The 14,024-nt window shown below is 69.9% G+C and carries 1 protein-coding gene (cut by a window edge); it reads left to right on the forward strand.

The genetic code is table 11. From position 1 onward, the window contains the following. Positions 1-14,024 carry the 5' portion of a type I polyketide synthase gene (locus IU459_RS23295; protein WP_195131694.1) on the forward strand. Its footprint extends 7,768 nt past the window's final position, so the window shows 14,024 of its 21,792 coding nt (coding positions 1-14,024); it begins with the start codon at positions 1-3; its stop codon lies beyond the right edge, outside the window.

Below are 14,024 nucleotides of genomic sequence, written 5' to 3' on the forward strand. Positions count from 1 at the left end.
ATGGCGGATGATGGGTACGACCTTCGGGTCTTGCTGACACGGGCATTTCGCCGGATTCAGGAGTTGGAGGCAGGGCCGGGGCGCGAACCGATCGCTGTCATCGGTATGGGCTGCCGCTTCCCCGGCGGTGCCGAAAGCCCGCAGCAGTACTGGGAACTGCTCTCCTCGGGGCGCGGCGCGATTGTCGAAGTGCCGGAAAACCGTTGGCCGGTAGCGGATTCGGCGCCGCGGAGGGCGCGGCGGCGGGCCGGTTTGCTCGCCGGGCCGATCGATGCCATGGACACGGAGTTCCTGGGTATCGCGCCGCGGGAAGCGGCATCGATGGATCCGCAGCAGCGCCTGGTCCTCGAAGTCGCTTGGGAGGCAATGGAAGACGCCGCGTTGGTGCCGGACGGGCCCGCGGCGGCACGCACCGGCGTCTTCCTCGGTGTGAGCTGGCAGGAGTACCAGCGCACGATCACGCCGGACTGGGTGAGCTCGGTGGACGCGCACACGCTGACGGGAACGATGTCGAGCATCGCGGCCGGGCGGGTGTCCTATGTGCTCGGGTTGCGTGGACCCGCGGTGGCGATCGACACCGCATGCTCGTCGTCGCTGGTGGCCGTGCACCAGGCGTGTCGCAGTCTGCGCGCGGGGGAGTGCGAGGTCGCGCTGGCGGGCGGGGTGAATCTGCTGCAGTCCGAACTCACCTCCGAGGCGCTGGCCCGGATGGGCGCGCTCTCACCGGACGGGCACTGTCGTCCCTTCGACGCGCGGGCGAACGGGTATGTGCGTGGCGAAGGCGCGGGTGTCGTTGTCCTGAAACCGCTGTCCAGGGCACTCGCCGACGGTGATCCCATCCGGGCGCTGATCCGAGGCTCTAGCGCGAACCACGACGGTCGTTCCATGGGACTGACCGCGCCGAACCCGACCGCGCAACGCGAGCTGCTGCGTGATGCGCTGGCCGACGCCGGATGCGAAGCCGACCAGGTCGGCTACGTCGAAACGCACGGTACCGGTACGCCGCTGGGCGATCCGATCGAGATCGAGGCGTTGTCCCAGGTCCTCGGCGCGCCGAGGGCGGACGGGTCGGTCTGCCTGCTTGGTTCGGTCAAGTCTCAGATCGGTCATCTGGAAGCCGCAGCGGGCATCGCCGGGCTGATCAAGGCGGTGCTGCAACTGGAGCACGAACGCATCCCGCGCCAGCACGATTTCGCCACGATGAACCCCAAGATCGCGCTCGACGGCACGGCGCTGGCGGTGCCGACCGACGATGTCGCGTGGCCACGCACCGACCGGCCGCGGCTGGCGGGAGTGAGCTCGTTCGGGTTCGCGGGCACCAATGCGCATGTGCTCTTGGAGCAGGCACCCGAACCGGCGCCGACCGTGGACCCGCAAGAGCCTGCGCTGCTTGCGATTTCAGCGCGGACCGCCTCCGCGCTCGACGCGCTCTCACGGCGCTACGTCGAGCATTTGGACACGACGCAGTCCTCGCTCGCCGACATCGCCGCCACTGCGACGCTCGGGCGCTCGCATTTTGTTCACCGACACGCGATCGTTGCACGGACGACCGCGAACGCGGCCCGGAAACTCGCAGGACCGTCTGGTCGGTCGACCGACCTCGAGCCGGGGAAGCCGCGGGTCGCGATGCTGTTCACGGGGCAGGGAGCGCAGTACGCGGGGATGGGTGCCGCGCTTGATCGCAGGTATCCGGCTTTCCGCGCGGCGTTGGACCGCTGTGACGACATCCTGGGACCGCTTCCTGGCGGGATGCGTTTGCGGTCGGTGCTGTTCGACGCGAACGACGAGATGCTGATCCGCACCGAGTACGCGCAGCCAGCGCTGTTCGCCATCGAATGGGCGTGTGCCGAACTGTGGGCAGCGTGCGGCGTTCGTCCCGATATCGTGCTCGGGCACAGTCTCGGTGAGCTGGTGGCGGCGACCGTGGCGGGGGTTCTCGATGTGGAGGCCGGGCTGCGGCTGGCAGCGGAGCGCGGTCGGCTGATGCAGAAGGTCGCGCAGCAGGGGGCGATGGCGGCGGTCTTCGGGAAACCCGAGGAGTTCGAAGCGCTGCTGGGCGAGCTGGCGGCGGAGGCGGCCGTGGCGGCGATCAACAGCCCGGGACAGTTCGTCGTCTCCGGAACGGCGGAGGCGGTGCGCCGGATCCTGGAAGACGCTGACCAGCGGTCGATACGCTCGGTGATGTTGCCCGGCGGCACGGCATTCCACTCGCCGCTGCTGGATCCGATGCTGGACGAGTTCGAAGCGCGGGTCGCCGAGCTGGTTCGCGTGCCGCGAGCAGCGGCGATTCCGCTGGTGTCGAACGTGACCGGCACGCGGATCGACTCCAGGTTGGACGCCGCGTACTGGCGTGCGCATGCCCGCGGGACGGTACGGTTCGCCGACGGCGTGCGGACGGTCGCCGACTTCGGCGTGAACGCGTATCTCGAAGTGGGACCGCATCCGGTGCTGCTGGACTTCGGCCGGCAGGCCGACCCGGACGCTCTGTGGGTGCCGAGTATGCGCCGGACGTCCACCGACGACGAGGTGTTGCTCACCGGGATCGGTCAAATGTATTGCTCGGGTGCGGACATCGCCTGGACGTCGGTGATTCCGCCGCAAGCGCGGCGGCGCAACGGGCTGCCCACCTACCCCTTCGAACGAGAGCGGGTGACTGTGCCGATCGCGGGCGCATCCTCGAACACCGGATATCTCGCCGAGCATCGGTTCCAGGACCGGGCCGTGGTGCCCGCCGCGTATCTCGCCCTGCGAGCGTTGCGCGCGGTCGGTGGCGTGGAGGGTGAACTCGTCGACTTCGTCGCGGCCCGGCCGGTGCCGCTGGAGGAATTGACCGACCCCGTCGTGTCCGGTGCGGATGGCCGCGCCGATGTTCGGTTCCAGGTCGACAACGGCGCTCGCACAGCGGCTTCCGGATCGGTGCAGGCCGCCACCTCGAATCGACCACGTGACTCCAGCGAACTTGCTGTGGCACGCCGCGCGGCGTCCACCGACTGGGAGGTCGCGGATTTCTATCGCCGCTGCGCGGACGCGGGGTTGAGCTTCGGTCCGCGGTTCCGCTGGATCACCCGGCTGCAAGTCACCGACAACAGCGTGCTCGCCGAACTGACCCGCCCAGCGGAATTGGCCGGCGAACCGGACGCCGCGCTGGCGTGCCTGCTCGACGCCGCGGTGCAGACCGGTCTCGCGCTGACCGCCCGGCAGACTCATGCGGCGCAGTTGCCGGTCGGCATCGGCAGATTGCGTTTGCCCGGCCGGGAAGCGGCGGCGAAAGCGTGGGCACTGGCCGAACGCACCGACCGCACAGTCCGCGTCACCGTTTTCGATACCGCGGGCGCGGTGGTTTGCGAGATCGACGACGTGTGGTTCGCCGATTCCGGCGCGGCAGAATGGCCGGATCGAGACCTCGTGTCCGGCCTGGCGCACCGTCCGGTCTGGGAGCCTGCCGCGACCTCGGCGAGTGGCCGCGGCCCCGGTGCGGCGCTGGTGATCGGCGTCGGGCGGCAGGCGGACCGGCTCGCCGCCGCGTTGCGCGTAGCGGGCGCCGACGCGGTGGCGGTGGAGCGCACGACCGATCCCGCCGCCTGGCCCGACGGCGACCGGGCGGTGATCTACCTCGCCGACACCGAGGCCGACGACAGCGCGGAGGCCGCTCGAACGGAGACCGATTTCGTCCTCGGCGTGGTCCAGGCGATGGCGCGGACGGCCTCCGCCGGTCCGTTGTACTTGGTGACGATGGGAGTCGCCGGCGCGCTTCCCGGCGAACGTGTGCGGCCCGCAGCGGCCACGCTGTGGGGACTGGGCGCGGTGGTGCGCACCGAACTGCCCGAACTGCGCTGCCGCCTGATCGATCTGCCGGTCGGCGCACGCTGCGACGACCGCCGACTGGTCGACGAGATCTGTTCCACTACTTCGGACCCCGCCGTCGCGCTGCGTGGACGCCATCGCTATGTGATGCGGACGGAGTCGTTCGACGACGGCGGGAGAGTGCCGCGAATCGAGCGCGATGCGGCGTATCTGATCACCGGCGGGCGCGGAGCGTTGGGGTTGACGGCCGCGCGGACGCTGGCCGAGTCCGGTGCGGGCACCGTGGTGCTGGTCGGTCGCAGCGCCCCGGACGCCCGGGCCGAGAGCGAGATGGCGCGGATCGCCGCCTTGGGTACCCGCGTGGAGACTGCGTCTGTAGACGTCGCAGATCGAAACGCCTTGTCCGACTTGCTTGCTCGCTTCGGTGGTGAGCTTCCCCGGTTGGCTGGAGTCGTGCACTGCGCGGGCGTTCTGGACGACGCGATGCTGATCGAGCAGACCTCGGCGCACGTCGACCGCGTGTTCGCTGGAAAAGTCGCGGGTGCCTGGCACTTGCACGAGCTGACCGCGGAGAGCCCGCTCGAGCTGTTCGTGTTGTTCTCGTCGGTCAGCGCCACTGTCGGCACGGCTGGACAGGGCAACTACGCCGCGGCGAACGCGTATCTCGATGCCCTCGCGCGCCTGCGGCTCGCCGACGGGCTGCCTGCCGTCAGTATCGCGTGGGGCCCCTGGGCGGGCACCGGCATGGCCGGAGGGCTGAGCGACGCGGCCCGCCGGGCTTGGGCACGCCACGGCGTCGCCGAACTGGCCGCCGAGGATGGCGCTCGGGTGCTGCGCTCGCTGTTGTCGGCGGAGGGGGTCGTCGCGGTATTTCCCCCTGCCGCAGACGCTTCGGTGCGGCAGGAGGCGGTGGCCGACGCCGACGATCAGGATATGGACGCCCCGCGCGAGGCGGCGGATCTGGTCGAGCTGGTCCGCGCCCACGCCATGACCGCGCTCGGTCGCAGCGCGCCTGTTGCCGACCGCACGCCGCTGCGTGAACTCGGGCTGGATTCGATGATGGCCGTCGAGCTGCGCAACGCGCTCTCCGCCGACCTGGGGGTGCGGCTTCCAGCGACCCTGCTGTTCGATCATCCGACCGTGGCCGCGGTGTCCGAGGAAATCGCCCGGCTGAGCGCGCGCAGCGCCGCCGCCCCGCGCCGCATGGCGCGGGAGCAGGCCGAACAGCGACCGATCACACGCACCTCCGAGCAGCTCACGCCCACCGTGTACCCAACTGAACCGCCGGTTACACCTACTACGTCCGACGTGTCGCAGCTCACAAGTGCTGAATCCGATGCCGCCGCCGACGATTACGCCGACGCGATCGCGATCATCGGCATGGGCTGCCGCTATCCCGGTGGCGTTGGCGGACCAGCGGACCTGTGGCATCTACTCACGACGGAGACCGACGCGGTGACGGAGGTGCCCGCGCACCGCTGGGACGTGGACGCCTATTTCGATCCCGACCCGGACGCCGAAGGCAAGACATACACGCGCTGGGGCGGTTTCGTCGATGCTGTCGAGGAGTTCGACGCCGGATTCTTCGACATCTCCGTCGGCGAGGCGCGCATGCTGGATCCTCAGCAGCGGTTGCTGCTGGAAACGTCCTGGGAAGCATTGGAAAACGCCGGATATCCGGCGAGCCGGTTGGAGGGCAGCCGGACCGGGGTCTTCGTCGGTTTGATGTCCAACGACTACGCCGAGCGGATGGCGCGGGCGGATGTGGCGCCCAATGCCTGGTTCGGCACGGGCAATCTCTCCAGCGTCGCCTCTGGGCGGCTCTCATATTTCTTCGGCGCCAACGGACCGAGTCTGACCGTCGATACGGCGTGCTCGTCGTCGCTGGTGACAGTCCATACGGCGGTGCGTAGCCTGCGCAGCGGCGAATGCGACCTCGCGCTGGCCGGCGGCGCCACCGTTGTGCTCACTCCGTCGCTCGACATCTACTTCGCCCGGGCGCGTGGACTGGCCGCCGACGGGCGATGCAAGAGCTTCGACGCGCGGGCCGATGGTGTGGTCTGGAGCGACGGCGCGGGAGTGCTCGTGCTCAAACGGCTGGCGGATGCCCGGCGGGACGGCGATCGGGTGCTCGCGCTGGTGCGCGGGTCGGCGGTCAACTCCGACGGGCGCAGCCAGGGACTCAGCGCGCCGAATGGTCCGGCGCAGGAGCGGGTCATCCGAGCGGCGCTCGCCGACGCCGCGGTCGAGGCCGCCGAGATCGACTACGTCGAGACCCACGGCACCGGAACCGCTCTCGGCGACCCGATCGAAGTGAACGCGCTCGCCTCGGTGCTGGCCGACGACCGCACCGAGGCCGCACCGCTGTGGATCGGTTCGGTGAAATCGAACCTCGGGCACACCCAGGCTGCGGCCGGTATCGCCAACATCATCAAAGTGATCGAGTCGATGCGGCACGAACGCATCCCCGCCTCGCTGCACTTCCGGTCGGGTAATCCGCATATCGACTGGGATTCCGTCGCCGTCCGCGTGGTGGCCGAGGAGCGGCCGTGGCGGCGTTCGCGGCGACCGCGCCGGGCGGGTGTGAGCGCGTTCGGGATCAGCGGCACCAACGCGCACGTAGTGATCGAGGAGGCGCCGCCGACGCCGGAAACCGGTCCGGTCGACGACTCCGGACCTCACCTGCTGGTCCTGTCCGCTAAGAGCACCGACGCGCTGCGCGAACTGGCCGGCAGGTACCGGGACTTCCTGGCTACGCATCCCGAGACCGGGCTGGTGGATGTATGCGCCGCGGCCGCGTTGGGCCGGACGCATTTCGGCGAGCGGGTGGCGATCACGTTCGATACCGCGGCACAGCTGCGCGCGGCGCTCGACAATGTCGCTTCCGGGATCACCGCGAGTGGATCGGTCGCTGATCTGGCCGAGTCGAGCGAGGCGGACGACCTGGCCCGCCGGTATGTGAGCGGAGACGAGATCGACTGGAAACCGGTGTACTCCGCTCGCCCGCGGCGCCATGTCGACTTGCCGACCTACCCGTTCCAACGCAAGAGGCATTGGCTCGAACTCGAGTCACGGCCGGATACCACGCCGACGTCGCGTGTCCTGCGGGTCACTCCGGAGATGTTCGGGGGTCACCGGCTGCGCGGCGTGCCGACCGTGCCCGCGGCATGGCTGTGCACCCAGTTGAGCGGCATTGCCGCCCAGCTGCCCGGTGCATGGGCGGTCACGGGGCTGCGGCTGGTGACGCCGCTGGAGGTCACCGCCGAAACGACGGTTCGGGTGACGCTCGACCCCGGCTCGGACGGATACGACGTGCGCATCATGGGCGCCGACGGAACTTCGGTCGCGGACGCGAAACTCGCTGTCGCCGAGCAGAGTTCCTTTGACGATGCAGCCGACGGCGCGGCGTCGGCCGATGCGCGGGTATGGCCTGCCTACTACGAGAAGCTGGCGCGACTGGGGCTGGATTTGGGCGCGGACTACCGCTGCGCGACCGAGTTCCGGCGGATCAGCGACACCGAAGCCGAGGCAGTGTTCCGACTGCCCGAGCACGACGCGGAGACGCTCGATCCGATCCTGCTCGACGCCTGCTTGCACACCGTCGTGCTGACCGGCGCGTCGGCGTATGCGCTGTTCTTACCATCCGCTATAAATCGTGCTCAATTGTTCGGCAGGCCGACTGTCGGGGATACGACCGTCAGATGCCGAGTGCGGGTAACCGAGAGCGGCGGGCGGGTCGTCATCGGTGACGCCACACTCCGCAGTGCGTCCGGTCGACTGCTCGCACGCCTCACCGGAGTATGCCTGTTCGCCACGAACACCACCGATGCGGCGCCGAAAGCCGATGTCGCCGAGTCGTCCAGGATTGCGCGGCTGCTGCATCACGTCGATTGGGTGCCCGCGGAGAACGCACCGGTGCGGGGCGAGAGCGCGGGTCGCTGGTTGATCTTCAGTGACGGGGCGGTCGGTGACGCCGTCGCCGCTGGACTGGCTGCGCGCGCTGCCCAGACCGTGGTCGTACGCCCCGAGGACATCGACGGCCGATCGGCTCCAATCGACACGAGTTCTGCGCACGGCGTCGTTTTCGCATGGACCGCAACCACGTCGCAGACGCGCATCGACGCTGCCCTGCGGCTGGCCCGCGCGCTGGACGCGTCCGGGCGTCCGCCCGAGGCACTGTGGCTGCTCACGGTTAACGCCCAGCGCGTCGTCGCCGCCGACCGGCCTGATCCCGATCAGGCTCTGCTGTGGGGGTTCGGGCGCACGCTGGCGACCGAACACCCGGAGTTCGGGTGCCGGTTGCTCGACGTGCCCGAGGAATCCGCGGACGGCGCGCTGATCGCCGAGGGGATGCTCGGCGGACGGGAGGCTGGTGAGTTCGCGATCCGCGACGGCCGTTGGCTGGTCGCGCGCCTCGCGGCAGGCGCCGCGCCCACCGAGGACTACCGTTTGGTCGCACACCGTTCCGGCGAGTTCGACAAGCTGGGACTGGAATCCGGCGCTCGACGGGCACCCGGAACCGGCGAGATCGAAATCGCTGTCGCCGCCACCGGTATCAACGCGCACGACATCTGGGTTGCCTCCGGCTTACACCCGGACGCCGCCGCAGCGCTGGGTCTGGAATGCGCGGGACATGTCGTTGCTGTCGGTGCGGGGGTCGCGGATTTCGCGGTCGGCGACCGGGTTGTCGCTCTGGCAGGCAAAAGTTTCGCCCGCTATGTGACGGTGGATGATCGTCTGGTCGCTGCGTTGCCCGATCGGCTGTCCTTCGCCGAAGGCGCGACGATCCCGTTCTCGTTCACCGCTGCCTGGCACGCGCTGTTCGACGTCGGTGCGCTGCGGGCCGGTGACCGAGTTCTCGTGCACGCGCCCGCCGACGGGATCGGTATGGCCGCGGTCCAGCTGGCCGCGCATGCGGGCGCACAGGTGTTCACGACGGCGGCGCTGCGGCGCTGGGCCGGCAGCGTGGGTGTGCGGGTCGCCCAGATCGACGCGTGGCGCGACCATGAGCTGGCCGAACGCGTCCGCGAGGCGACCGCAGGTCGGGGGCTGGATGTCGTCGTGCACGCTCTCGCCGGGGACCTCGCCGCGCGTGGTACCGAAATCCTCGGTCCGGGCGGCCGGTTCGTGGATGTGATCGATCCGGTGCAGACCCGTGTAAGCGGGCGTCACGATTTCGATCACCGCGAATTCGATCCGGCTGCCGTCGACCGGCAGCGCCTCGGCGTGATCCTGCGGGCCGTGATGGCGTTGTTCGAGCAGGGGTCGTTGCAAGCTCTGCCGCACGCGGTGCGTGGGATCGATGAGGCCGCCCAGGCATTTCGCGCCATGTCGCAGCGCGAACATCCCGGTCGCGTCGTGCTGCTCGGCCGGGATGCCACGCCGGTGGCGCGCGGCGACCGGCTCACCGACGGCACCTACCTGGTCACGGGCGGATTCGGTGGTCTCGGCGCGGCGGCCGCTCGCTGGCTGGCGGCCCGTGGGGCTGGGCATCTGGTGCTGGTCGGCAGACGAGCGCCGGACCCAGCAGGTGCGCGACTGCTGGAATCTTTGCGCGCGAGCGGTGTTCGCGTGGCGGCGCACCAGGTGGACGTGAGCGAGCGTGCGGCCGTCGCCGCGCTGCTGCGGAGCATCGAGGAGGCCGGGTTCCCGCCGCTGCGCGGCGTGGTCCACTGCGCGGGCGTGCTCGACGACGGCGTGGTGACCGAACAGTCGTGGTCGAGATTCGAGACCGTGCTCGGGCCCAAATACCATGCGGCGCGGCACCTCGACGAGCTGACTCGCGACCAGCCGATCGACCTGTTCGTCACCTATTCGTCGGTGGCGGGCGTGCTCGGCACGCCCGGTCAGGCGAACTACGCGGCGGCCAACGCGGCGTTGGATGCGTTGGCTTGGCGGCGGCGGGCCGAAGGACTGCCCGCGTTGAGCATCGCGTGGGGGCCCTTCGCCGACGTGGGCATGGCCGCCGACCGTGCGGATGTCACCGCCCGGCTCACCCGGCGCGGGCTGCCGCCGCTCTACGCGGGCGACGCGGACGCGGCGCTGGATCACCTCGTTCGGCTGGACAGCGCCACACCCGGCGTCTTCGATTTCGTGCCGCAGCGGTGGTATGCGGGCGGTACGTCCACGACGACGGCCCCAGCGACCGCCATTGCCCGAGAGGTTTCAACGGCGCCGACAGTGCCGCAACGAAAAGCGGCGAACGATTCCGCCGCGTGGGAGACGATCGTGCAGCGCGTCGCAATGCGTGTTCTCGATCGCGCGAGTGAGCTCGATCCCGATCTGCCGCTGCACGATACGGGCGTCGACTCGCTCACCGGGATGGAGTTGCGTGCCGCGCTGACCGCCGAAATCGGGATGCCGTTGCCGGCCGGGCTCGTTTTCGACTATCCGACCGTGCGCGACATCGCTCGGTTCTTGCAGCGCAAGGGTGCACCGGCGCCGACAGGGGTCGACGAGCCGACTGGACCGGGTGACGTTCGGCGGATCGAGTCGGCCGCGCTGGAACCCTCGGACTCGGCTCCGCTGGAACGCCCGGTGTCAGCTGCGGTGGAACACCGGCGGTCGGCCACGCTGGAGCCACCGATGTCGGCCCGGCCGGAATCGCTGACCTCGGCCGCGCCGGAACGACAAATGTCCGCCGCGGCGGAAACGCCGATCTCAGCTACGGCACCACCACTGTCAGCCGGCGCGCAAAACCCACTGTGGGCCACGACGGAACCATTGATCTCAGCCGCTCCGGAGCGACCAGCGTCGGCGGCTCCGGAACGGGCGATGTCCGCCACTACGGAACGAACAATGTCCGCCACCGGGGAACCGCCGATGTCGTCCACCACGGAACGGCCGATGTCTACCACGGCGGAACGATCCGTCTCGGCCACGGCGACGCCATCAGCGTGGTACGGATCGGAAAACTCGGCACCACAGGGCGATTCTGCGTCGGATGCGACCGGCCGCGTGCCCCGGACCGAGGCCGCGTCCGAGAACGGCGACCGGCTCGAGACCGATGACGACCCGATCGTGATCGTCGGTATGAGCTGCCGGTTCCCCGGCGGCGTCCGCACACCGGAGGAATTCTGGGATCTGCTGTGGCAGGGCCGCGACGCGATCACCGAAGTGCCGCCGCAGCGCTGGGACATCGACGCCTATTACGATCCGGACCCTGCTGTGCTCGGCACGATGTACACCCGCTGGGGTGGGTTCGTCGACGGCGCCGACGAGTTCGATCCGGCGTTCTTCGGTATCGGCGCGGCGGAGGCGCGGGCAATGGATCCGCAGCAACGCCTGCTGCTGGAGACCAGCTGGGAGGCGCTGGAGCGTTCCGGCCGCGCACCGGGCGGTCTTGCGGGCAGCCGCACTGGAGTTTTCGTCGGCCTGTGCTTCAGCGAGTACCCCGGAACACCCATCCAGGCCGCGAACCCGACTGCGATCGGCGCGTACTCGGTGATCGGTTCGGCGCCGAGCGTCGCCGCCGGGCGGCTGGCCTACGCGCTCGGGCTGCAGGGTCCGGCGGTAACGCTGGACACTGCGTGCTCCTCGTCGCTGGTGGCGCTGCAGTCGGCCTGGGACGGATTGCGTGCGGGCCGTTGCGATCTGGCGCTGGTGGGCGGCGTCAATCTGCAATTGGCGCCCGAGACCACCATCGGTTTCTGCCGCCTCGCGTCGCTGTCGCCCGATGGCCGGTCGCGGGCGTTCGACGCCGACGCCAACGGGTACGTGCGTGCCGACGGTTGTGGCGTGCTGGTGCTCACCCGGCTGTCGGAGGCCCGCCGCAATGGTGACCGGGTGCTCGCGGTGGTCCGCGGGGTCGCGGTGAATCACGACGGGCGATCTAATGGTCTCACCGCGCCCAACGGTCCCGCACAGCAACGCGTCATCGCCGACGCGCTGGCCCGGGCGGGCGTCCAGCCGGACGCGGTGGACTATGTCGAGACGCACGGCACCGGCACGCCGCTCGGCGACCCTATCGAGGCGACGGCGTTGGCCGAGGTGTACGGCGCGGGCCGCACCCAGCCGCTGCTGATCGGCTCGGTCAAGACCAATATCGGGCACACCGAAGGGGCCGCGGGGGTCGCGGGTGTCATCAAGGCCGTGCTCATGTTGCAGCACGGCCAGATCCCGCCGAGCTTGCACTTCCATACGCCGAATCCGCTGATCGACTGGGCGGACGTGCCGCTCGAGGTGGTGCGCGAGGCCCGGGAGTGGCCGCGAAGCGGAAACGAGCCGACGATAGGTGTCAGCTCGTTCGGCATGAGCGGCACGAACGCGCACGTCATCCTGGCGCAAGGCGATCCGGCGCCGCTGCGGCAACCGGGCATGCCGAATGCGCAGGTGCTCGTCCTCTCGGCCCGCAACGAAGCCGCGCTGACCGCTGTGGCGCTCCAGTGGGCAGACGAAACACACTCGGCCCAAGCCGATTTCGGAAATCTCGCCTACACCGCTGCCACCGCGCGCACGCATTTCGAAGAGCGGCTGGCAGTGGTCGCCGACAGCGGTGCGGACGCGGCGCAGAGTCTGCGGGACGGAAAGGCGATCCGCGGGCGAGTGGAGCGGGCCGCGACCGCGAAGGTGGCGTTGCTCTTCACCGGGCAAGGGTCGCAGTACCCGGGCATGGCGCGGGAGCTGTTCGATTCCGAACCGATCTTCCGTGACGCGCTGCGGCAGTGCGACGCGGTGCTGGGGCCGATCGAGGACGGCATCGGCCTCTTGGACGCCTTGTACGGCGACCACGATGCGGGCCTGTTGCGGCGCACGGTGTTCACCCAGCCCGCGCTGTTCGCCGTCGAATGGGCGCTGTGGGAGCTGTGGCGAGCGTGGGGGATCACCCCTGCCGCGGTGCTCGGGCACAGCGTCGGCGAGTACGTCGCCGCCTGCGCGGCGGGCGCCATGACGATGGAGGATGCGCTGCGGCTGATCGCCGTGCGCGGCAGGTTGATGCAGCGCCTTCCGGACGGTGGCGGGATGCTGGCCGTCGACGCCTCCGCCGACCAGATCGCATCGCTGGTGGCACGGTATGCGCCCGCGGTATCGGTCGCCGGATACAACGGGCCGGCTCAGGTGGTCGTCGCTGGACCGAGTTCCGCACTCGATCTCTTCCGGGATGATCTTTCTACCAATGGAATTCGTGCCACACCTCTCACGGTCTCGCATGCGTTCCATTCCCCGGCGATGGACCCGATCCTGGATGATCTCGCCGCCGCGGCGGCGCGCGCGGCCTTGACCGATCCGGCGATCCCGCTGATCTCGAACCTCACCGGTGCGCCGCTACGGGCGGGCGAGTTGACCCCGGACTACTGGGCTCGTCAGGCGCGTCAGCCGGTGCGGTTCGCCCAGGGCATGCAAGCCATGGCCGGACTCGGGATCGGCACATTCCTCGAGATCGGTCCGCAGCCGACCTTGTCCACGCTCGGTGATCGTGTGCTGGGCGACTCGGCGCGGTTCGTCGCGTCGCTGCGCCGCGGGCGCGGTGATCGCGAAACGATGATGACGGCGCTCGCACACCTGTATGTCGGTGGCGTGCCGGTGAACTGGGAGCAGGTCCACCGGTCGCACGGCCGCCGCAGGGTGTTGGCGCCGACGTACCCCTTCCAGCGGCAGCGGTATTGGGTCGAGTCCCCGACCGACGCCGCGGCGCGTCCGGCGGCGAGTATTCCCGCACGCCCGGGCGTTCCCGTGCGGACCGATCTACCCGGCGCGGCCGTCGATTTCGACCTGACGCTCCGACCGGACGCCCCGCGCTACCTGGCCGACCATGTCGTCGATCGGGATGTCGTCGTGCCGGGCGCCTGGTTCGTCTCGACCATCGCCGCCACCGCGCGCGAGGTGGGCGCCGGTGAGGTGGTCGCGATCGATGACCTCGTGATCACCAGCGGCCTCACCCTGACCGGACCCCAGCCGGTGCGGGTGCGGTTCGAACCGAGCACCGACGGTTTCGCCGTGCTGGTGACGGCCGAGACCGCCGAGGGACCGCGCATCCACGCCCGGGCCCGTGTACTCGTCGGACAGCACCGGCTACCGGACGGTGCGAGCCAGGCGGAGATTCTCCGACACTGTCCGGAACATCTTGCCGGAGCGGACTTCTACGCACTGCTGGCGAATGCCGGCCTGCCCTACGGCCCGGCGTTCCGCCGCGTCGTGGATGTTCACGTGGGTGAGCGGGAAGCGCTGGTGACGCTGTCGGATCCCGACACCGACGCCGGTCCCGGCACGGTGCATCCCGT

This window comes from Nocardia amamiensis, from assembly GCF_015477605.1.
Classification (GTDB): domain Bacteria; phylum Actinomycetota; class Actinomycetes; order Mycobacteriales; family Mycobacteriaceae; genus Nocardia; species Nocardia amamiensis_A.